The following is a 19,816-nucleotide window of genomic DNA, read 5'->3' on the forward strand; positions in this document are numbered from 1 at the left end:
AGAATCGGGAGACATGGCGAGTGGACGTTCCACCGGGACCCCGCAGCGTGGCAAGGGTGGACGCCCGCCGCAACGCGGCAAGAACCCCGTCGCGGGTGCGCGGAAGCGGACCTCCTCCGCGGGGCGCGGCGCCCCGAAGGCCCGGCAGGTGCCGTGGCTGCTGATCGGCGCGGTCGTCGTCGTGCTCGCCCTGATCGGCGGGATCGGTTTCTTCCTGTTCGACCGGTCCTCGCAGATCAGCCCGTGGCGCCCCAGCGACTCGAACCGCGACCCGTCGCTCGCGATCCCGGGCATCGTCACGCAGGCCTACGAGGGCAGCCACCACGTGACGCCGCAGCAGCGGGTGGCCTACGACCGGTTCCCCGCCTTCGGTGGCCCGCACGACGGCTACTGGGCGGCCTGCAACGGGCAGGTCTACCCGCAGGCGGTCCGCACCGAGAACATGGTGCACTCGCTCGAGCACGGCGCCGTCTGGATCGCCTACGACCCGAACCGCGTCACCGGTGCCGCCCGCGACGCCCTCGCCGCCAAGGTGCAGGGCCAGAACCAGATGATGATGTCGCCGTTCCCGGGCCTCGACCAGCCGATCTCGCTGCAGTCGTGGGGCCACCAGCTCAAGGTGTCCGACCCGACGGACCCGCGGATCGACCAGTTCATCACCGCGCTGAAGGGCAACCCCTACGGCGTGTACCCCGAGGTCGGCGCCAGCTGCGACGCCCTCGGCCCGGGCTACTTCGACCCGGCGAACCCGCCCGCCTTCGACCCGCCGCCCTACCCGCGGGACGCGCTGCCGATGAGCTACCAGGGCACCTCGGGCGCCGGCGGCATGGGAGGTGCCGGATGACGGCCTCGTCCGTGAGCTCCCCGCCCGAGCCGCCCGTCGTCGACGACGGGTTCGACGACGACGGGGGCGGCTGGTGGTCGAACTCCCCCGGCTGGGCCAAGGGCGTGCTCGCCGGCGGCCTCGTCCTGATCCTGCTGCTCGTCGGCGGCCTGGTCGGAGGCCTGATCGGTCAGCGGACGGCCCCGACCTACGGCCCCGCCGCGGGGTCGGTCGACGTCGGGTTCCTGCAGGACATGAGCGTGCACCACCGCCAGGCGATCCAGATGGCGGTGTGGGAGCGGTCGAACACGACCGACCCGGCGCTGCGCCAGCTCGCGTTCGACATCGAGTCCTCGCAGACCCAGCAGCTCGGCATGATGCAGGGCTGGCTGCAGCTCTGGCAGCAGCCGACGGAGACCGCGCCCGGGCAGTACATGGCGTGGATGGGGATGCCGATGGCGTCCATGCCGGGCATGGCCACCGAGGCCGACCTGCAGCGCTTCCGGACGACCACGGGCTCGGCGCTCGACGTGGAGTTCCTGCAGCTGATGCTGCGCCACCACCAGGGCGGGCTGTCCATGATGCAGATGGCCGCCGCCGACGCCTCGGTCTCCCCCGTGCAGGCCCTGGCGTCGTCGATGGTCACCACGCAGACCGCCGAGGCGCAGACGATGACGCAGATGCTCGCGGCGCGGGGAGCGGCACCCCTGCCGATGAACTAGATCGCGGGCATGCAGTAGGCTCGTCCGCGGTACCGCCCCCGTAGCTCAGGGGATAGAGCACCGCCCTCCGGAGGCGGGAGCGCAGGTTCGAATCCTGCCGGGGGCACCCATCCACCGCTTCTCTACGATCGCCGCATGGGCGACCGGTTGATCTTCCAGCTCGGGACCAACAACTGGCAGCGCGGCGGTGAGTTCGCGCCCGGGTCGGGGATCCTCCACGAGGCGCACCACCGCGCGTACAACGAGATCGACGGGGTCCGCGCCTACTCGATGTACCCCTCGCGCGTGCAGCGATTCCGCGAGGAGGACGTCCGGGTCTTCGAACTCGACCACGACATCCCGATCTGCGAGTCGGTCTCGCCCGTCTCCAGCTACCGCTGGCACGCGATGAGCGCCGACGAGGTGGACGCCTACCGCGCGCGGCTGACCCGCGAGGTCACGGCGTTCATGGACGAGGTCGAGGCCTCGACCGGCGACGAGTTCACGCTCGCGATCGCCCACCACGCGTTCATGAACCCGGTCGTCATGCGCGACGTGATCGCCGCCCGCGTCGCGGCCGGGAAGCCGCGCATCCCGCTCGTCTGCTTCGTGCACGGCACCGAGCTGAAGATGTTCGCCAAGGAGCAGTCGGGGCAGGAGCCCGAGGAGTTCCCGCTGCGGTTCCTGCCGTTCATGCAGCAGGAGAAGGTGTTCGAGGCGGGAGACGCAGCGGAGCGGAGCTCGACCCCGTGGGTGGGCGTGGACGTCGTCGCCTCGATCTCGTCCGAACAGATCGACGCCTTCGCGGACGTCTTCCCCGAGTTCCCCCGCGACCGCGTCGTGCTCTCGCACAACGGCTACAACGACCGCGTCTTCCGCGAGTCGGACGCCGAGCCCGCCGCCGCGCTCGCCTCGCTGGCGGACGACGTCCCGGACTTCGACGCGGTCGTGGCCTTCTGCGGCAAGTTCGCCGACTGGAAGCGGCTCGACGCGCTGCTCCGGGCCGCGGCGCAGTACGAGCAGGAGGAGCGCCGGATCCTCACCGTCGTCGCCGGTGGCGGACCGGAGGAGCAGCAGCGGGCGATCCGCGATGTCGTCGCCGAGCTCGGCCTGCAGCGTGTCGTCTTCCTCGGGCCGCGTCAGCAGGAGGACCTCGCGACGATGTTCGCCGCGGCCGACGTCGGGGTGTTCCCGTCCTACCGCGAGCCGTTCGGCCTCGTGTTCCTGGAGTGCATGGCGTGCGGGACGCCCGTGATCGGAGCCGACTCGGGTGGTCCGCGCGACTTCGTCACCCCCGAGGTCGGCGTCCTCGTCCCCGAGACCGACGACCGCCAGGCCCTCGCCGACTCCCTCGCCGCCGCGATCGATCGCGCGCTCGACGAGGACTGGAAGCAGACGAAGGGCCCGGGGGCGGCCGCCTACGCCCGGGAGAAGTTCAGCGTCGTCCGTCAGGTGTCCGACCTGCTCGCCGAGGTGGACCGGCTCACCGGGCACTGACCGTGAGGGGAGGATCCGAGCGCTCCTGCGGCTCGAGGGCTCCCCTCACGCTCAGAGCGAGCGGGCGGGCGGCGGTGATCAGTCGCTCGTGTCGACGTTCTGGTCGATGATCGTCTGCCGCTCCGGGGTGACCCAGAGGATCACGCGCTCGGACTTGATGGCCTCCGGCGGGTAGTCCTTGCCGAAGTACGTGTGGGCCACCTCGTCGATGTGCTTGCGGGCCTCGTCGCCGGTGGTGAACTCGGTGACCTCGCCGCGCACCTCGGCGTAGCGGTAGGGGTCGTTCTCGTCGCGGATGAGCACCGTGATCCGCGGGTCGCGCTGCAGGTTCTGGTACCGCTTGCGGTGGGTCTCGGTGTTCAGCACGAGCCGCCCGTCCTTGATCGCCACCCAGAGGATCTGCGTCTGGATCCGACCGCTCGGCAGGATCGTCGAGACCGACGCGAAGTTCGCGCCGTTCGCGAGCTCGGTGGTCATCGGGTGCAGCTCGGGACCGTTGCGGGTGTCAGCCATGCGGCGGGGTGCCCACCCGGGCGGCCGGCTCACCCGAGGCGATCGAGCAGGGGTGTGACGGCGGCCTGGAACCGGTCGGGCTCGCCGAGCAGGGCGAGGTGGCGTGCCCCGGGCAACTCGGCGACGAGCGGCGTGCGGACGCGCTCGGCCATGGCGGCCGCGTCGTCACGGTCGAAGCTCGTGTCCAGCTCCGAGAACACGATCGCGACGGGCACCCGCAGCCGGCGCTCCTCGTCGTCGGTCAGCCCGATGAGCGGTTGCCGTGCGATCGCGAGCAGCGCGGTGACCCCACCCGGCGCCAGGAAGGGCGCGCGCCAGCGGTCGATCGCGGCGTCGTCGACGGGGCAGCCCGGCCCGCACTGGTTCTCGACGAGGCTGCGGACCGGGCCGCGGTGCCGCACGATCGCGGTCACGACGGCGGGTCCGAGCGGCGGCAGGGTCAGGATCGTCCGGAGCCCGCCGCCCCCGCCCGCACTGCTGCGGTCGGCGCCGAAGTAGGGCGTGCCGTCCCCGTTCGCCGCGACCACCCCGCTCACCGCGGCGGGGTCGCGGAGCGCGAGCGACAGCGCGATCGCGGCGCCCAGCGAGTGGCCGAGCACGACCGGACGCGTCAGGTGCAGCGCGCTGATCAGGCCCGCGAGCTGGTCGGTGTCGGCGGCCAGGTCGTAGGGCGGGACGTGGGCGGTGAAGCCGTAGCCGCGCACGTCGTAGGCGTAGACGTCGCGGTCGGCGGCGAGGCGGGGCGCGAGCCGGGAGAAGACGTAGGTCGACTCGGCGAAGCCCGGCACCAGCACGAGCGGCGCCTTGCCCGACGGCCGCAGAGCCGGCCAGTGCTCGACGTGGGTCGGCACCCCGGCCGCGTCGACCGTGGCGCCCGGGACCTGGACGGCCACGCGGACCGGCGCCAGGTCGTCCCACGCGAGGTAGAGCCCGGAGGCGGCGAGCACCACGACGACCACCGTGACGAGCGCGATCCCCGCCCGCCGCAGCCACCGCACGGATTCAGTGTCCTCACGGTGGCGCGGCCTTGCTCAGCCGGCCGCGACCTGCGGCTGGGCCTCCTGCAGCGTGACGAGCCGGTCGACCGACTCGCGAACGGCCCGCAGCTCGGTGACGACGGCCTCGAGCTGGGTCACGTTGGTGACCTTGAGTTCGGCCAGCACCCGCTCGAGCAGGGCGTTGGTGACGGTGAGCGCGTCCTTGACGGGTCCGATCCCGGCGATGTCTCCGAGCACGGTTCCTCCTCGGTCCGACGTTGAAGTCGGTACCGACGGTACCTGATACTTGCGGTTCCGTCAGTCCCCGCGCTCCGCGGCCCGCTTGCGGCGCTTCCCCTCGTGCATCGCCGCGACCCGGGCGACGGGGATCGTGTGCCCCTCGTCGATCAGATCCTGCGGGATCGGGCGGGCGTCACCGAGCCGCTCGCTCCAGGTCGGGCCCTCCAGGTACCGCTCCGGCGTCGACACGGTGATGTCCCGCGGGACCACGGTGTCCAGGTCGTCCCAGTCGACCGGGCAGCTCACCGGCAGCCCGGGACGCACACGCGGGCTGTAGGCGGCGACGACGGTCGCGCCGCCGGCCCGGGTGGCGTCGAGGAAGACCTTGCCGCCGCGGTCGGCGCGGATGAATGCCGTCGTCGTGGTGGCGGGCTCGAGCTGTTCGGCGCGCCCGGCGACGGCCCGCGTGGCGGCGTGCACGTCCTCCATGGCCGCGGGGCGGATCGGCGTGACGACGTGCAGGCCCTTCGCCCCGGAGGTCTTGACGGCGGGCTCGAACCCGGCGTCCTGCAGCACCCGACGGACGGCGCGCGCGGCCGTGACCACCGGCGCGAGGTCGGATCTCTCGGGTGGGTCGAGGTCGATGACGAGGTGGGTCGGGGTGCCCGGCTCGTCGGCCGTGGTGAGCGGGACGTGGTACTCGATCGCCCGCTGGTTGGCGAACCACAGCAGCGTCGCGCGGTCCTCGGCGAGCGCGTAGTGGACGTCGCGCTGCGAGCTGTCGGACCAGAACGTGACGCTGCGGATCCAGTCGGGCGCGCCCCTGGGCAGGTTCTTCTGCATGAACCGCTGGTCGCCGCGGGCCCGGATCACCGACAGCGGCCGATTCGTCAGCAGCGGCAGCATGCGCTCCGCCACGGCGTCGAGGTGGTCGACGAGCTGCCGCTTCGTGACGGTGTCGTCCGCCAGCAGCGCCTGGTCGAGATGGGTCAGCCCGACGCCGTCGCGCGTCTCGTCCGGTTCGCTCGCCACGGTGTGACGGTGGACGGCGCGGCGGGTGGGGTCAAGCCGGGCGGCGAGCGGTGTGCACCCGGCCGGGGCGGGTCGCTCCCCCGCGTCATGGCGTTGCGGGACGCACACGGCCGAGGCGGGCGGCACCCTGGGCGTTCGGCGTTGCGCGACGCACACGGCCGGGGCGGGTCGTTCCCCTGCACACGCGCGTTGCGGGGCGCACACGGCCGGGGCGGGCGGCAGCGGCTCTTGTCGCGGGCCTTCGGCGTCGGCGCCCCGTCTTGTCGTTGTGGTCCACAACGACAGGCCGGACCGCGGGCGCCGGGTTCCCGCGACAAGGCACGGGCGGCGGGCGGCGGCCCGCACCGTGTGCGGCACGCACGATGGCTCCGGCACCACACGACTCCCGCCGACTGTGTGCGGCACGCACATCGATCAGGCCGACGTGGCGTCGGGTCACCGCGACAAGGCACGGGCCGCACGGCACGGGCGGCGGGCGACGGCCCGGCACCATGTGCGGCACGCACGACGGCTCCGGCACCACACGACCCCCGCCGACCGTGTGCGGGCCGCACACGGATCAGGCCGACGTCAGGTCGATCCGGTAGCGGGTCAGGGCCAGGGCGGCGTGCTCGGAGGGCGCCGGCTCGTCGTCGTCCACCACGCACGCCTCGAGCGACGCGCGCAGCGCCGGTTCGTCCAGATCGGTGCCGATCAACACCAGACGGGCTCCCCGGGTGGTCAATCGACCGGGTGCCGGGCGCACCCGGATCGCGGTGCCGACCGTCTGCACCTCCCAGACGTCGGGGGTCTCGTCGAAGCCCTCGCCGCCGGTGTCGGGGAGCCGAACGATCCCCTTGCCGCGCACCACCCCGGCCGGGCCGGACTCCAGGAACGCGGCGAGCCGGCCCGCGTCCAGCGGGCGCTCCGAGGTGAACGACACGCTGGAGGCCGCGACGTGCGGGTGCTCGCCGTCGGCCTCGCGCAGCAGGGCGTCGAGGGTCAGCTGCGCGGGCTGCGGGCGGCGGACCGGGTCGACGAGCAGCGCCGGGTCGAGCGCTCCGTGCGAGGTCCCGACGACCGCCCCCGGCGCCACCGCGCGGACCGCCTCCAGCCCCGCGGCGCCGCAGCGGTCCAGCCCGTTCACCACGGCGAGGTCGGCCAGGCGGGCGTGGTCGAGGTCCGGCGCGCAGGCGTCGAGGACGGCGACGAGGCCGCCGTAGACCGCGTGCGGGTCGGGTGAGGCGAGCAGGAGCCGCACCAGCTCGCGGGGTTCGGCGAGCCCGCTGGCCTCCACGACGACGAGGTCGAGCCCGGTGGCCGGCGCGACGAGGTCCGCGAGCACCCCGGAGAGCCCGTCGGCGTCGGTGACGCAGCACAGGCAGCCGTTCGACAGCGCCGTCACCGACGACGCCTGCCCCGCGACCAACATCGCGTCGATACCGAGGGCGCCGAAGTCGTTCACCACGACCCCGATCCGGACCCCGTCGGCGTGCCGCAGCAGGTGGTTGACCAGCGAGGACTTGCCCACCCCGAGGTGGCCTGCGACGAGGACCACGGGCACGGTGCGCACCGATCGAGCATAGGGTCGGTGATCGTGCGCCCCCTGGACGGCATCCGTGTCCTCGACCTCTCCCGGGTCCTGGCGGGCCCCTTCGCCACCCAGTGGCTGGGCGAGATGGGCGCCGACGTGATCAAGGTCGAACCCCCGAACGGCGACGACACGCGCGGCTGGGGCCCGCCGTTCCTCGGCGACGACGAGCACCGGCAGTCGCTGTACTACCTGTCGACCAACCGCAACAAGCGCGGCATCGTGCTCGACCTGTCGACCGAGCAGGGCCAGGAGGTCGCGCTCCGGCTCGCCGACCGGGCCGACGTCCTCGTCGAGAACTTCCGCCCCGGCACGCTCGAGCGCTGGGGCCTCGACTACGCGACCCTGAGCGCCCGCAACGAGCGGCTGATCCACCTGGCGATCTCCGGGTTCGGGCAGACCGGGCCGTACCGCGACAAGCCCGGCTACGACGTCCTGGCCCAGGCGATGGGCGGGATCATGAGCCTCACCGGGCAGCCGGACGGGCCGCCGACCAAGATCGGGCTGCCCGTCGCGGACCTCAACGCCGGGACGTGGGCGATCGTCGGCGTGCTCATGGCCCTGCAGGCCCGGCACACCACCGGCCGCGGCCAGTACCTCGACGTCTCCCTGCTCGACGCGCAGACCGTGTGGCACACCTACGCCGCGCAGGCCGTCTTCCACGACGAGCGGCGGGCGCGCCGGCTCGGCGTGGCGCACCCGACCGTCGTGCCCTACCAGCCGATGGACTGCGCGGACGGCACGCTCGTCGTGGCCGTCGGCAGCGAGCGGCTGTGGGCGCGGTTCTGCGGCGTGCTCGGCCTCGACGACCTCGTCGCCGACCCGCGCTTCGCCTCCAACGCCGCCCGCTCGGAGAACCGCGACGAGCTGATGGCGCTCGTCGAGGGGGTGATGACGACGCAGCCGGTCGCCCACTGGGCGGAGCGCTTCGGGGCGACGGGCGTCCCGTGCGGCCCGATCAACACGCTCGACGACCTCTACGCCGACCCGTGGTCGCACGAGCGCGGCCACCACGTGACGATGGAGCAGCCCGGTGTGGGGACCTACGTCGGCACCGGGTTCCCCGTGCAGGTCTCCGGCGAGGCCGCGACCCCGCCGGCCCCGACCTCCCCGCCGCCGACGATGGGCCAGCACACCGCCGAGGTGCTGCGCGAGCTCGGCTACACCGACGCCGAGATCGACCGCTTCTGAATGAGGCGGGCGGCGAGCACGGCGCCGAGGCCCGACAGCACGACGATCGCGACGAGGTAGACCGACGCCCCGACCATGCCCAGCGGACTGGCCAGCAGCAGCGTCGTCAGGATCGGGGCGAGCGCGCCGCCGGTGATCGAGCCGAGCTGGTAGCCGACCGAGGCGCCGCTGTAGCGCACCTCCGGCGGGTAGGCCTGCGCGGCCAGCGCCCCGGACGGCCCCCACATCGGCGCCGACGCCCACCGGGCGCCCGCGACGGCGATCGCGGTGAGCGCGAGTGAGGCCGAGGCGAGCAGGGGCAGGAACACGGCCATGACGACGGCGGTGGCGATCGCGCCGCCGAGGATCGTGCGGGACAGGCCCCAGCGGTCGGCCGCGGAGGAGAACCACAGGATGATCGGCACCTCGAGCACGGCGACCACGAGGACGACCGCGATGAGCCCGGTCCGGGGCATCCCGTAGGCGCTCGCGCCGTACTGGATGGAGAACGTCGCGGCCATGTAGCCGACGCCGGTGATGCCCGTGAACAGCGCGATCCCGCACAGCACCTGCGGCAGGTGGTGGCGCAGCACGCCGGCGATCGGCAGCACCATCGAGCGGTCCTTCGCGGCCTCGAACTCGGAGGACTCCGAGACCTGCAGGCGGACCCACAGCCCGACGATCACGAGCAGCGCCGAGGCGAGGAACGGCACCCGCCAGCCCCAGGAGGAGAACGCCTCGGGCGACAGACCCGCCGTCAGGACGAGGAAGACCGCGTTCGAGGCGATCAGTCCGATCGGGACGCCGAGCTGCGGGAAGCTGCCGTAGAACCCCCGCCGCCCGCCCGGTGCGTGCTCGGTGGAGAGCAGCACCGCGCCGCCCCACTCGCCGCCGACCGCGAAGCCCTGCACCAGCCGCAACACCACGAGCAGCACCGGCGCGGCGACGCCGATCGTGGCGTAGGAGGGCAGCAGGCCGATGAGGAACGTCGCGACGCCCATCGTCACGAGCGTGATCACCAGGGTGTTCCGGCGGCCCACGCGGTCACCGAGGTGCCCGAACAGCACGCCGCCGATCGGCCGGGCGATGAACCCGACCGCGAACGTGCCGAACGCGGCGAGGCTGCCCGCGAGCGGCGAGGAGCCCGGAAAGAACTGCGGGGCGAACACGGTGACGGCCGCGAGCCCGTAGATGTAGAAGTCGTACCACTCGATGCTGGTGCCGACGAGGCTCGCGAGCGCGACCTTGCGGGGATCCGTTCCCGACGACGTTCCGGTGCTGGTCCGGGCCTTCATGGCGCCTCCTTCGACGACGGGACGAGACGGACGGGGACGGACGCGAACCCGCGCAGCCAGTTGGACAGCCGGGGGACGGACTCCCCGGCCGGCTCGATCCGCTCGACGCGGCGCACGAGCCCGCCGAGCAACGCCTGTGCCTCGAGCCGGGCGATGGCCTGGCCGACGCAGTTGTGGACCCCGGCGCCGAAGGTCACCGCACCGGCCGTCCGGACCGGGTCGAAGGCGTCCGGGTCGTCGAAACGGCGGGGATCGCGGTTGGCGGCGCCGAGGCAGAGCAGCAGCCGGGCGTCCGCGGGCACGGTGACGCCGTCGAGGTCCACGGCGCGCGTCGTCGTGCGGCCGATCACCGGGCTCGGGGTGTGCAGCCGCATGCCCTCCTCGAACACCCCGCGCACGCGGGACGGGTCGGCGCGCAGCAGGGCCCAGACCTCCGGGCGGCGGGCGAGCTCGTGGAGCACCGAGGCGAGCGCGAGCACCGTCGTGTCGATCCCGGCGGAGAGGAACGAGCGCACGAGCAGCCCGGCGTCGGCCGCGGAGATGTCGCCGCGGTCGGCGAACGCGTAGATCGCCGCGCCGATCCCGTCGTCGGACAGGGCCTCGCGGCGCATCTGCCAGGTGACGTACTCGCGGGCGGTCGACCACTCCCCCGCCCCGCTCGCCGCGCCCTGCTCGGCGGCGTCCCGCAGCACGCCGGGCGGGCCCATCGACTCGAAGTTCAGCGCCGCGTAGGGCAGGAGGTGATCGCGCCCCTCGGGCGCCATGCCGACCGCGTCCGGGAGCACCGTCAGCGGGAACCGCTCCGCGATCCCGGCCGCGTCGATCTCCTCGGCCGCGCAGGCCTCGTCGACGAGCTCCGCCGCGACCACCGCGAACCGCACCTCCAGCCCGGCCAGGGCGCGCGGGGAGAGGACCCGGTTCATCACGCGGCGGGCGGCGTCGTGCTCGGGCGGGTCGGTGTCGAGCAGGACGCTCGGCGGCCGCCAGCCCGCGCCGCGCCGGATGTCGGCGAGCCCGGTGCCGGCGGCCGACGAGAACGTCGCCGCGTCGCGGAAGGCGGCCGCCACGTGCGCGTACCGCCCGGTGGCGAACACCCGGTGGGCGGGCAGGAACACCGCCGGCGCCGTCTCGCGGATCGCGGTGTCGGCGGGCAGCGGGTCGGCGAGGACGTCGAGCGCGAACGGGTCGACGTCGAGCACGGGCGCGTCGACGCTGAGCACGGCTCCGCAACCTGCCCGCACCGGGCCGAACCGGACAAGCGGGTCTCCGTCAGGCGGAAGTCAGATCCCCAGCAGCCGGCGGGCGTTGTCCTTGAGGATGCGGGGGCGCACCTCGTCCGGGAGATCCAGCGTCGCGAAGTCCCGGCGCCAGCGGTCCGGGGTGAGCACCGGGTAGTCGGAACCGAAGAGGACCTTGTCCGACAACCACCGCCCCGCGGCCCGCACGAGCTGCGGCGGGAAGTACTTCGGGGACCACCCGGAGAGGTCGATGTACACGTTCGCCTTGTGCGTCGCGATCGAGATGGCCGCGTCCTGCCACGGCACGCTGGGGTGGGCCATGACGATCGTCAGCTCGGCGAAGTCCGCCGCGACGTCGTCGAGCAGCATCGGATCGGAGTAGCGCAGCTTGATGCCGCGCCCGCCCGGCAGCCCGGCGCCGATGCCGGTCTGGCCGGTGTGGAACACGACCGGCACGCCGAGCTCGGTGATCGCCTCGTAGAGCGGGTAGAACCGCCGGTCGTGGGGCTCGAAGCCCTGCAGGCTCGGGTGGAACTTGAAGCCCCGCACGCCGTGGTCGGCGACGAGCGAGCGGATGCGCCGGACCGACGCCGCCCCGCCGTGCGGGTCGACCGAGCCGAACGGGATGAGCACGTCGGCGTGCGCGGCGGCGCGGTCGGCGATCTCCTCGCTGGACAGCGCCGGGTGGCCGGTGGCGCTCGTGGCGTCGACGGTGAACACGACCGCGGCGGTGTTCCGCTCGCGGTAGTAGGCCGCGATGTCCTCGACCGTCGGGGTCCGGTTCTCGCCGGCCTTGAAGTAGCCGGCGGACGCGTCGAGCAGCTCGGGGTCGAGCGAGCAGTGGCCGTGCGCGTCGGCCTCGACGTGCACGTGCACGTCGACGGCGTCCAGGGCGTCGAGGTTCATGACCCCACCCCATCATCAAGGAACCTTGTGATCCACCTCTCCAGTGTGATGACATCGGAGGGATGCCCCACCGCACCGCCGCGAGCCGCGTCCTCGACGTGCTCGGCGCCTTCGGGCCCGATCACCGCGCGCTGAGCCTCTCCGAGATCGGGCGCCGCGCCGGCCTGTCGCTCTCGACGACCCACCGGCTCGTCGGCGAGCTGCAGGCCTGGGGCGCCCTCGAGCGCGGCGAGGACGGCCGCTTCTCGGTCGGCCTGCGCCTGCTCGAGCTCTCCGCCCTCGCCCCGCGCGGCCTCGGTCTGCGCGAGATCGCGTTCCCCCATCTCGACGACCTGCACCGCGTCACGGGTGGCAACGTCCACCTGGGCGTGCGCGACGGGCACGAGGTGGTCTACGTCGAGGCGTTGCGGTCGCGCCGCACCGCCCAGGTCTCCAGCCGCGTGGGCGACCGCTGGCCGCTGCACGCCACGGGCACCGGGATCGTGCTGCTCGCCCACGCCGATCCCGCGGAGGTCGACGAGGTCCTCGCGCGTCCGCTCGCCCGCTACACCGCGCGCACGCAGGTCGACCCCGCGCTGCTCCGGGTGCGCCTCGCCCAGGTCCGGCGCGACGGGGTCGCGGTGCTCCGCGGGCAGATCACCGACGACGCCATGGCGGTCGCGGTGCCCGTGCACGACCGGCGCGGCGACGTGGCCGCCGCGCTCAGCCTCGTCGTCCGGGACGACGGCACGGGGCCGGGTGAGCTGCCCGCCCTTCTCACCGCGGTGGCGGCCCGCATCCGGCGCGCCCTGGAGGCCGCGGGCCACGGCGAGGCTGCCGCAGGCGTCGTCGGGAAGACCCCGGTGCGCCCGGTGGAGCGCCCGCTCCGCGTGGGGTGAACGCCGGCCGGCTCGCCGGCTGACCGCTGCGCCGCGCCCCTACCGAGGAGCGCGACGCAGGGTGTCCTCGGGCGAGGTGCGCGGCGAGGGGACGGGCGCACGCCCGGCCGTCTCCGCCCAGGCCGCCATCGCCGACCGGTAGAACGCCCACCGCTGCTCGGCGTCGGTCATGCCGGCGGTGACGTCCACGGTGTCCGCGACCTCGATCGGCATCGTGCTCACGACCCGCCCCCTTCGCGCTCCTCCTCGGCCCCCCGATGTCGCTCAGAGTTCCACACGGTTGCGCCCTACCGGTCGGTCATCACCCGTTGAGCGCAATCGAATCGGGTCGTACGAGTACGGAGTGTCCGTTTCTCACCGCTGCAGAGCGCGGACCCGCAACGACCGGAGCCGGTTGAGCGCGGCCGCGATCTCGTGCCGACGCGGCAGGGCGAGGTCGGCCGGGTCGCGCGGGCCGTCGCGCAACGCCTCCACCCCCTCCCGCTCGATCTGCGCGTCGACGAGGTCCAGCGCCTCGGCCAGCGTGATCCCGCCGTCCAGCACGTGGTCGCCGAGCAGCGCCATCGCCCGGCCGATGCCGGTGACCTGCGAACGGTCGACGACCTGTTCCACGGCGGACAGGTCGACGTCGTCCTCGCCGAAGGTCAGCGTGTCGGTCCCGCGGGCGGTGATGCGCCGCTTGCCCTGTCGGCCGGAGGGGTCCACCGATGCCGGGTCGACCACCCGCGCGGCGACGGCGGGGAACCCGGAGTGCTCCTCGGTCCGCCCCGGCGTCGACGCGGCGATCTCGTGCGCTCGCGCGGTCACCTCGCTCGCGACGTAGGACGACATCATGATCACCGTGTCGGCCACGCCCAGGTAGTCGCCCGACCCGCCCATGACCAGCACCGACGACACCCCGCGCTCGGCGTGCAGCGGCCGGATGCGCTCCACGAACGGCACGAGCGGCTCGGTCGCGATGAGCTGCTGCATCCGGGCGTCGCGGATCATCATGTTGGTCGCCGAGGTGTCCTCGTCGACCAGCAGCACGCCCGCCCCGGCCTCGACCGCCTCAACCATCGAGGCGGCCTGGCTGGTCGAGCCGGACGCGTTCGTCGTCGAGAAGTCGTCGGTCGGCTCCCCCGAGGGCAGGTGCGAGACGAAGGCCGACACGTCGCTGCGCACGACGCTGCGCCCGTCCTCCGCGCGCACCTTCACCGCGTCGGCGCGCGCGACGACCTGCTCGCGCCCGTCCCCGGGCCCGTGGTCGTGCACGCCCGCCTCGATCGCCCGCAGCAGCGTCGACTTCCCGTGGTAGCCGCCGCCGACGATCAGCGTCACGCCCTCCGGGATCCCCATCCCGACGACGGGCCCCGCGTTCGGCGTCGTCAGGGTCACCCGGAGGCCCTCGGGGGCCGCGAACGGCGTCGCGCGCTCCAGTGGACGGTCGTCGATCCCGGTGCGCCGCGGCAGCACGGCGCCGTCGGCGACGAAGGCGACGAGTCCGTGGCCGGCGAGGGCGGCCCGCAGGGCCACGGCGTCCTCGACGGTGGCGGCGAAGGCCCGGGCCGCCGCGCGCTCGTCGTCGGGAAGGGCCTCCCAGCGCAGCGTGGCCACCGCGGCCGGCAGCGTCTCCCCCAGGAGCGTCGCCGCCTCGCGCCCGAGGATGCGGCGCTTCGGCCCGGGCAGCGGGGCGCCGAGCTCGACGACGACCGTGCCGTCGGCGTGCACCCGCCCGGCCGTGCGGTCGAGGACCTCCTGGCCGCCCGCGTCGAGCTGCAGCGGGGTGCCGCGCAGCTGCCGACGCAGCCGCCGGAGCAGGAACGCGGCGTGGGCGCGACGACGGTCGGCGGTGCCGGCGAGGTCGTCGGGAGCGGCGCCGGGGAGGGTGACGCGGACCCGGGACGGCGGGGCGAACGGGTCGGCCTGGGCGCGGACGACCTCGAGGGTGCCGTCCTCGAGATCCCACGACCCGACCAGCGACCGGTACCGCCCGTAGCTCTGCCCGTCGAGGTCGCGGAGGGTGCTGGCGAGATCACGGCGGGCCATGGGCGGGAGAGTGCCCGACGCCGGGCGCGGCCATACTGGGGTGCGTGATCGTTCTCCTCGCCTGGGTGCTCGGCGTGGCGGGCCTGGCGTGGGCGCTGTGGTGCGGCGGGTCGGCCGCGGTGAACCAGGCGCCGACCTACCACCACCGGCTCGCCCTGGTCGGCCTCGAGGTCCTCGCCCTGGTGCAGGCGGTGATCGCGATCGTGCTGCTCGTGGTGTCGCCGGGGCGCTCGGCGGGCGCCGTGGCGGAGATCGTCGGGTACCTGATCGCGCTGGTCGTGGTGCTGCCGATCGGGGCCGCGCTGGCCCACGGGGAGCGGACCCGGTACGGCTCCGTGGTGCTGGCCATCGCCGGCGTGACCTACGCGGTGCTCGTGCTGCGGACCTACCAGGTGTGGGCGGTGACCGGTGTCTGAGCGGCGTCTCAACAGCGGCCCGGGCAAGGTCCTGCTCGCGGTCTACGTGCTGTTCGCGATCTCCGCCGGCGCCCGGGCGCTCTACCAGATCGCGACCCAGTTCTCGGTCGCGCCGCTGGCCTACCTGCTGTCCGCGTTCTCCGCCGCGGTGTACATCCTGGCGGCGGTCGCGATCGGGCGCCGGCAGCGGCGGCTCGCGCTGGTCGCGGTGTGGATCGAGCTGGTGGGCGTCGTCGGGATCGGGCTGTTCACGCTGCTCGCGCCGCAGGACTTCGCCGACGACACGGTCTGGACCGACTTCGGCATCGGCTACGGCCTCTTCCCGTTGATCCTGCCGATCCTGGGCCTGTTCTGGTTGTTCCGCTCCACCGACTAGTCCTGTTACCGTATTTTTGTGACCACGCACACGCTGTCGCTGCCCGGGGTCGAACTCGTCTACGACGTGCTGGGAGTTGCCGACGGGCGGCCGCTGGTGCTGATCGGCCAGCCGATGGCCGCCGACGGCTTCCACGCCCTGGCGTCGCACCTGCCGGATCTCCGCGTGGTGCTCTACGACCCGCGCGGGATGGGCCGGTCGGTCCGCTCGGACGGCGAGGTCACCGCGGTGCCCGAGACCCAGGCGGCCGACCTGCACGCGCTGGTCGGCGCCCTCGGGGGCGGACCCGTCGACGTGTTCGCGTCGAGCGGCGGCGCGGTGACGGCGCTGGCGTGGGTCGCGGCGTATCCCGACGACGTGGCGACCCTCGTGGCCCACGAGCCGCCGCTGATCGACACGCTCCCCGACGCGGACGCCGCCTGGCGGGCTTACGACGACATCCGTCGGGTGTACGCCGAGCGCGGCTGGGGTGCGGGCATGGCCGCGTTCATGACCTACACGTCCTGGCCCGGCGAGTTCACCGACGACTACTTCGCGCAGCCCGCGCCCGACCCGGCGACGTTCGGGATGCCCACCGAGGACGACGGTTCCCGCGACGATCCGCTCCTCAGCGACCGTTCGCTCGCGATCGTCCGGTACCGGCCGGACGTCGACGCGCTCCGGGCCGCGCCGACCCGCGTGGTGCTCGCCGTCGGGGAGGAGACCGGCGACACCTTCACCGCGCGCACCGCCCGCGCGACCGCCGCGCTCCTCGGCTCGGAGGCCGTCGTGTTCCCGTCCCATCACGGTGGGTTCGCGGGCGAGGACGAGGCGTGGCCCGGCCAGGCGAAGGCGTTCGCGGTGCGGCTGCGCGAGGTCCTGGGTTCCTGACGACGGGTCGGTGTGCGTCGGGCGGGCCGTCGCTGCGTCGTGCGTTGCGTCGCGCACACGGCCGGCGGGGCCCACCCATCCCGCCTCGCGCGTTGCGTCGCACACACGGCCGGCGGGGCCCACCCACCCCGCCTCGCGCGTTGCGTCGCACACACGGCCGGCGGGGCCCACCCACCCCGCCTCGCGCGTTGCGTCGCGCACCCGGTGGCCCGTCCGTCCCCGAGGGGCACACCACGCAGGATCCGCGGCCGCAGAAGCTGCCCCACGTACCTCTCGCGAACGCGCGGGCGTTGCTCCTTACGCGAGAGGCACACCACGCAGGAATCGGAGCCGCAGAACCTGCCCCACGTACCTCTCGCGACCGATCGGCGCCCTCGCCCTCCGCCGTGTGCGTCGCGCAACGCCCGACGCGAAGTAGGTCGCCCTCTCCCACCGTGTGCGCCCCGCAACACGCGGCCGGGCGAGCACGACCCGCCCCCACCGTGTGCGCCCCGCAACACGCGGCCGGGCGAGCACGACCCGCCCCCACCGTGTGCGTCCCGCAACGGCAGGGTGTCCCGGCGATCAGCCCAGGCCCGTGCCCTCCACGCCGCGGCGCCAGTAGCCGTCGAGGTCGATCCACTCGGTCGGCAGCAGGTCGCGCAGGCGACGCCGCACGGGGCGCAGCGCGGATGCCTCGGCGCCCATCCACACCAGGCCGTCCCCCTCGGGCCGCGACCACCCCTCGACCGCGTCGCCGAGCAGCGTCGTCGTCCCGGGCTCCGCGCCGTCGCGGTGCAGCCAGTGCACCGCCACGCCCACCGGCCCCTCCAGCACCTGCTCCTCTGCGGCGTCCGCGACCTCGACGAACACGGTCCCGACCGCGTCCCCGGGCAACGACCGCAGCCACCGACCCAGCGCCGGCAGCGCGGTCTCGTCGCCGCCGAGGAGGTACCAGTCGCGGGGGTCGTGGCGCAGCGAGGACCGCGGGCCGTAGAGCCACAGCGCCCCGCCCGGGTCCTCCACCCACGACCCGGCGAGCCCGTGTCCGTGCCGGACGAAGTCGACCTCGACCACCCCGTCGGCCACCGACCGCAGCGTGTACTCCCGGTACGGACGCGGCCGCCCGGGTGCGGGAGCCACCAGCCCCCGCGGGCCGATCTCGGGCCGCGAGGCCTCCACGCCCGTCGTCGGGAAGAAGAGCTTGGCGTGGTCGGTGGGGCCGGAGACGGGCAGGCCGTCGACGTCGCCCGCGAACCGGACGCGCCGCATCCGCGGCGTCAGGTCCTCCCAGCCGAGGACCTCGACCCGCACCGGCTCGACGTCGTCGTGGGCCTGCGGGGAGATCACGGGAGCATTGCGGACGACCATGTCGGGTCACCGTAATCGGTGACGCAGCGCGACGGGTCGGCCACGGCGAGGCATCCTCCCGCCATGAACGTCGAGCCGCGGGCCGGGAGCGCCTTCCCGCCGATCGCCGACTACGGCTTCCTCTCCGACTGCGAGACGACCGCGCTGGTCGCCCCGAACGGCGCCGTCGAGTGGCTGTGCCTGCCACGGATGGACTCGCCGAGCGTGTTCGGGGCGATCCTCGACCGCGACGCGGGCACCTTCCGGCTGCACCCCGACGGGGCGGACGTCCCGGCCGCCCGCCGCTACGTGCCCGGGACGATGGTGCTGGAGACGACGTGGTGCACGCGGTCGGGCTGGCTGCAGGTCCTCGACGTCCTGCTCATGGGGCCGTGGCACCACGACACGGAGCGCTCGGGGTCGCACCGGCGCGCCCCCACCGACTACGACGCCGACCACGTCCTGCTCCGCGTCGCCCGCTGCCTGTCCGGGCAGGTGCAGCTGCGGATGGAGTGCGCGCCGGTCTTCGACTACGGCCGCGAGCCCGCCCACTGGAGCTATCCCGACGGCGGTTACCGCGCGGCCCGCGCGTCCGGCGGCGGGTCGGAGCTGCTGCTGACTACCGACACGAACATCGGCTTCGAGGGCTCGCTCGCCACGTCGCGGACGCTGCTCAAGGAGGGCGAGTGGCGGTTCGTCGCGCTGTCGTGGAGCGAGCACGCGCCACCGGGCAACGTCGACGAGGCCCTCGAACGGCTCACCTGGACCGAGCACCACTGGCGGCACTGGCTCGACCGCGGCGACTTCCCCGACCACCGTTGGCTGCCCTACCTGCAGCGGTCGGCGCTGACGCTCAAGGGGCTGACGTTCGCACCGACCGGCGCGATCGCGGCCGCGGCGACGACGTCCCTGCCCGAGACGCCCGGCGGCGAGCGGAACTGGGACTACCGCTACAGCTGGATCCGTGACTCGGCGCTCGCCCTGTGGGCGCTGTACGCCCTGGGCTTCGACTGGGAGGCCAACGACTTCTTCTACTTCGTCGCTGAAGCCGCCGAGGCCGCGGCCGGGCACCTGCAGATCATGTACGGCGTCGACGGTCGTGCGCAGCTCGACGAGGAGGTGCTCGCCCACCTCGACGGGTACGAGGGCGCCTACCCCGTGCGGATCGGGAACGGCGCCTACGACCAGGCGCAGCACGACGTCTGGGGTGCGGCGGTCGGCGCGATCTACCAGTACGTGCGCAGCCGCGACCGGCTCGACGACCGGCTGTGGTCGATCGTCGTCACGCAGGTCGAGGCGGCGCTGGAGCACTGGCGCGGTCCCGACCGGGGGCCGTGGGAGGTGCGCGGCGAGCCGCAGCACTTCACCACGTCGAAGATCGCGTGCTGGCTGGCCGCCGACCGCGGGGCCCGGCTCGCGGCCCTGCGCGGCGACGAGAAGCGCGAGGACCGCTGGCGGCGCGCGGCCGAGGAGATCCGCGAGGACGTGCTCGCGCACGCGGTCGACGACCGCGGCGTCCTCTGCCAGCACTACGCGACGACCGCGCTGGACGCGTCGCTGCTGCTCATGCCGATCGTCGGCTTCCTCTCCCCCGACGACCCGCGGTGCCGGGCGACCGTCCTCGCGATCGCCGACGAGCTCACGCAGGACGACCTCGTGCTGCGCTACCTCGTCGAGGACACCGACGACGGGCTCTCCGGCGAGGAGGGCACGTTCACGATCTGCTCGTTCGCCCTCGTGTCGGCGCTGGCGGTGATCGGCGAGGTGGACCGGGCGACCGCGCTGTGCGAGAAGCTGCTGGGCTCCGCGTCGTCGCTGCACCTCTACGCCGAGGAGATCGACCCGCACTCCGGGCGACACCTGGGCAACTTCCCGCAGGCGTTCACGCACCTCGGACTGATCCAGGCGGTGATGAACATCGTGCGCGCCGAGAAGCGGGCGGCGCGGCGGTGAGGCT

General features: G+C 73.9%; 20 protein-coding genes and 1 tRNA gene. 10 read left to right on the top strand and 11 right to left on the bottom strand.

Features of this window, described 5'->3' with window-relative positions; genetic code table 11:
• Positions 1 to 148 precede the first annotated feature (148 nt).
• The 4 genes from ACQPYX_RS23135 (at position 149) to ACQPYX_RS23150 (ending at position 3,021) form a co-directional block, all read left to right on the top strand.
• Positions 149 to 844 carry a DUF3105 domain-containing protein gene (locus tag ACQPYX_RS23135; RefSeq protein ID WP_433803791.1) on the top strand — a complete coding sequence of 232 codons (696 nt, stop codon included), beginning with the start codon at positions 149 to 151 and terminating at the stop codon, positions 842 to 844.
• Complete coding sequence (locus tag ACQPYX_RS23140; protein ID WP_433799616.1) at positions 841 to 1,545, top strand: DUF305 domain-containing protein; 705 nt, start codon at positions 841 to 843, stop codon at positions 1,543 to 1,545. The genes ACQPYX_RS23135 and ACQPYX_RS23140 overlap by 4 nt, the downstream gene beginning before the upstream one ends.
• A 34-nt stretch (positions 1,546 to 1,579) precedes the next feature.
• Positions 1,580 to 1,651 (top strand) — tRNA-Arg (locus ACQPYX_RS23145).
• Between the two features lie 29 nt (positions 1,652 to 1,680).
• Positions 1,681 to 3,021 carry a glycosyltransferase gene (locus tag ACQPYX_RS23150; RefSeq protein ID WP_433799617.1) on the top strand — a complete coding sequence of 447 codons (1,341 nt, stop codon included), beginning with the start codon at positions 1,681 to 1,683 and terminating at the stop codon, positions 3,019 to 3,021.
• A gap of 78 nt (positions 3,022 to 3,099) precedes the next feature.
• Here ACQPYX_RS23150 and ACQPYX_RS23155 read toward each other — a convergent pair whose 3' ends face one another.
• The 5 genes from ACQPYX_RS23155 to ACQPYX_RS23175 form a co-directional block, all read right to left on the bottom strand.
• Positions 3,100 to 3,534 carry a PPOX class F420-dependent oxidoreductase gene (locus ACQPYX_RS23155; RefSeq protein WP_433799618.1) on the bottom strand — a complete coding sequence of 145 codons (435 nt, stop codon included), beginning with the start codon at positions 3,532 to 3,534 and terminating at the stop codon, positions 3,100 to 3,102.
• 29 nt (positions 3,535 to 3,563) lie between these two features.
• Positions 3,564 to 4,532: an alpha/beta fold hydrolase gene (locus tag ACQPYX_RS23160; protein ID WP_433799619.1), complete on the bottom strand. Its 969-nt coding sequence runs from the start codon at positions 4,530 to 4,532 to the stop codon at positions 3,564 to 3,566.
• A 33-nt stretch (positions 4,533 to 4,565) separates the two neighbouring features.
• A complete protein-coding gene (locus tag ACQPYX_RS23165; protein ID WP_433799620.1) occupies positions 4,566 to 4,769 on the bottom strand; it encodes a hypothetical protein in 204 nt (67 codons plus the stop codon).
• Between the two features lie 60 nt (positions 4,770 to 4,829).
• The gene (locus ACQPYX_RS23170; protein WP_433799621.1) at positions 4,830 to 5,783 is read right to left on the bottom strand and encodes a DNA polymerase domain-containing protein; all 954 of its coding nucleotides are present in this window, start codon (positions 5,781 to 5,783) and stop codon (positions 4,830 to 4,832) included.
• Positions 5,784 to 6,342: 559 nt separating this feature from the next.
• Positions 6,343 to 7,335 (bottom strand): CobW family GTP-binding protein, encoded by a 993-nt coding sequence (locus ACQPYX_RS23175; protein ID WP_433799622.1) that lies wholly within the window; start codon positions 7,333 to 7,335, stop codon positions 6,343 to 6,345.
• Between the two features lie 18 nt (positions 7,336 to 7,353).
• On the opposite strand from ACQPYX_RS23175, the gene ACQPYX_RS23180 reads away from it, so the two are divergent.
• Positions 7,354 to 8,544, top strand: a complete 1,191-nt coding sequence (locus tag ACQPYX_RS23180; protein ID WP_433799623.1) for a CaiB/BaiF CoA transferase family protein — start codon at positions 7,354 to 7,356, stop codon at positions 8,542 to 8,544.
• Here ACQPYX_RS23180 and ACQPYX_RS23185 read toward each other — a convergent pair.
• Genes ACQPYX_RS23185 through ACQPYX_RS23195 form a run of 3 tightly spaced genes read right to left on the bottom strand, consistent with a single transcriptional unit; the run spans position 8,514 to position 11,962 of the window.
• Entirely contained in the window at positions 8,514 to 9,818 is a 1,305-nt protein-coding gene (locus ACQPYX_RS23185) for an MFS transporter (RefSeq protein ID WP_433799624.1), read from the bottom strand. The two genes, ACQPYX_RS23180 and ACQPYX_RS23185, sit on opposite strands and share 31 nt — an antisense overlap.
• Positions 9,815 to 11,038: a cytochrome P450 gene (locus tag ACQPYX_RS23190; RefSeq protein ID WP_433799625.1), complete on the bottom strand. Its 1,224-nt coding sequence runs from the start codon at positions 11,036 to 11,038 to the stop codon at positions 9,815 to 9,817. The genes ACQPYX_RS23185 and ACQPYX_RS23190 overlap by 4 nt, the downstream gene beginning before the upstream one ends.
• 60 nt (positions 11,039 to 11,098) lie before the next feature.
• Positions 11,099 to 11,962 carry an amidohydrolase family protein gene (locus ACQPYX_RS23195; RefSeq protein WP_433799626.1) on the bottom strand — a complete coding sequence of 288 codons (864 nt, stop codon included), beginning with the start codon at positions 11,960 to 11,962 and terminating at the stop codon, positions 11,099 to 11,101.
• A 62-nt stretch (positions 11,963 to 12,024) separates the two neighbouring features.
• Between ACQPYX_RS23195 and ACQPYX_RS23200 the strand changes: the two genes are divergently transcribed.
• Positions 12,025 to 12,840, top strand: a complete 816-nt coding sequence (locus ACQPYX_RS23200) for an IclR family transcriptional regulator (RefSeq protein ID WP_433799627.1) — start codon at positions 12,025 to 12,027, stop codon at positions 12,838 to 12,840.
• Between the two features lie 39 nt (positions 12,841 to 12,879).
• On the opposite strand, the gene ACQPYX_RS23205 is transcribed toward ACQPYX_RS23200, so the two are convergent.
• Together ACQPYX_RS23205 and ACQPYX_RS23210 are read right to left on the bottom strand one after the other, a co-directional pair.
• Positions 12,880 to 13,062 (bottom strand): hypothetical protein, encoded by a 183-nt coding sequence (locus tag ACQPYX_RS23205; RefSeq protein WP_433799628.1) that lies wholly within the window; start codon positions 13,060 to 13,062, stop codon positions 12,880 to 12,882.
• 132 nt (positions 13,063 to 13,194) lie between these two features.
• Positions 13,195 to 14,868, bottom strand: coding sequence for a P-loop domain-containing protein (locus ACQPYX_RS23210; protein WP_433799629.1), 1,674 nt, complete (start codon positions 14,866 to 14,868; stop codon positions 13,195 to 13,197).
• A gap of 44 nt (positions 14,869 to 14,912) precedes the next feature.
• On the opposite strand from ACQPYX_RS23210, the gene ACQPYX_RS23215 reads away from it, so the two are divergent.
• The 3 genes from ACQPYX_RS23215 to ACQPYX_RS23225 are packed head-to-tail and all read left to right on the top strand — an operon-like array spanning position 14,913 to position 16,530.
• Complete coding sequence (locus tag ACQPYX_RS23215) at positions 14,913 to 15,284, top strand: hypothetical protein (RefSeq protein ID WP_433799630.1); 372 nt, start codon at positions 14,913 to 14,915, stop codon at positions 15,282 to 15,284.
• Positions 15,277 to 15,660, top strand: coding sequence for a hypothetical protein (locus ACQPYX_RS23220; protein WP_433799631.1), 384 nt, complete (start codon positions 15,277 to 15,279; stop codon positions 15,658 to 15,660). The genes ACQPYX_RS23215 and ACQPYX_RS23220 overlap by 8 nt, the downstream gene beginning before the upstream one ends.
• 18 nt (positions 15,661 to 15,678) lie before the next feature.
• On the top strand, positions 15,679 to 16,530 hold the full coding sequence (locus tag ACQPYX_RS23225; RefSeq protein WP_433799632.1) for an alpha/beta fold hydrolase: 852 nt from the start codon (positions 15,679 to 15,681) through the stop codon (positions 16,528 to 16,530).
• Positions 16,531 to 17,094: 564 nt separating this feature from the next.
• On the opposite strand, the gene ACQPYX_RS23230 is transcribed toward ACQPYX_RS23225, so the two are convergent.
• On the bottom strand, positions 17,095 to 17,880 hold the full coding sequence (locus ACQPYX_RS23230; RefSeq protein ID WP_433799633.1) for a siderophore-interacting protein: 786 nt from the start codon (positions 17,878 to 17,880) through the stop codon (positions 17,095 to 17,097).
• Between the two features lie 63 nt (positions 17,881 to 17,943).
• Between ACQPYX_RS23230 and ACQPYX_RS23235 the strand changes: the two genes are divergently transcribed.
• Positions 17,944 to 19,812: a glycoside hydrolase family 15 protein gene (locus ACQPYX_RS23235; protein ID WP_433799634.1), complete on the top strand. Its 1,869-nt coding sequence runs from the start codon at positions 17,944 to 17,946 to the stop codon at positions 19,810 to 19,812.
• Positions 19,813 to 19,816: the final 4 nt, after the last annotated feature.

Origin of the sequence: Actinomycetospora sp. CA-084318, assembly GCF_050955885.1 — a bacterium.
GTDB lineage: Bacteria > Actinomycetota > Actinomycetes > Mycobacteriales > Pseudonocardiaceae > Actinomycetospora.

Excerpts from the sequence above, each read along its gene's own strand:
- ACQPYX_RS23140 (WP_433799616.1), top strand. The coding sequence starts at position 841 with ATGACGGCCTCGTCCGTGAGCTCCCCGCCCGAGCCGCCCGTCGTCGAC.
- ACQPYX_RS23150 (WP_433799617.1), top strand. The coding sequence starts at position 1,681 with ATGGGCGACCGGTTGATCTTCCAGCTCGGGACCAACAACTGGCAGCGC.
- ACQPYX_RS23155 (WP_433799618.1), bottom strand. The coding sequence starts at position 3,534 with ATGGCTGACACCCGCAACGGTCCCGAGCTGCACCCGATGACCACCGAG.
- ACQPYX_RS23185 (WP_433799624.1), bottom strand. The coding sequence starts at position 9,818 with ATGAAGGCCCGGACCAGCACCGGAACGTCGTCGGGAACGGATCCCCGC.
- ACQPYX_RS23195 (WP_433799626.1), bottom strand. The coding sequence starts at position 11,962 with ATGAACCTCGACGCCCTGGACGCCGTCGACGTGCACGTGCACGTCGAG.
- ACQPYX_RS23200 (WP_433799627.1), top strand. The coding sequence starts at position 12,025 with ATGCCCCACCGCACCGCCGCGAGCCGCGTCCTCGACGTGCTCGGCGCC.
- ACQPYX_RS23210 (WP_433799629.1), bottom strand. The coding sequence starts at position 14,868 with ATGGCCCGCCGTGATCTCGCCAGCACCCTCCGCGACCTCGACGGGCAG.
- ACQPYX_RS23230 (WP_433799633.1), bottom strand. The coding sequence starts at position 17,880 with ATGGTCGTCCGCAATGCTCCCGTGATCTCCCCGCAGGCCCACGACGAC.
- ACQPYX_RS23235 (WP_433799634.1), top strand. The coding sequence starts at position 17,944 with ATGAACGTCGAGCCGCGGGCCGGGAGCGCCTTCCCGCCGATCGCCGAC.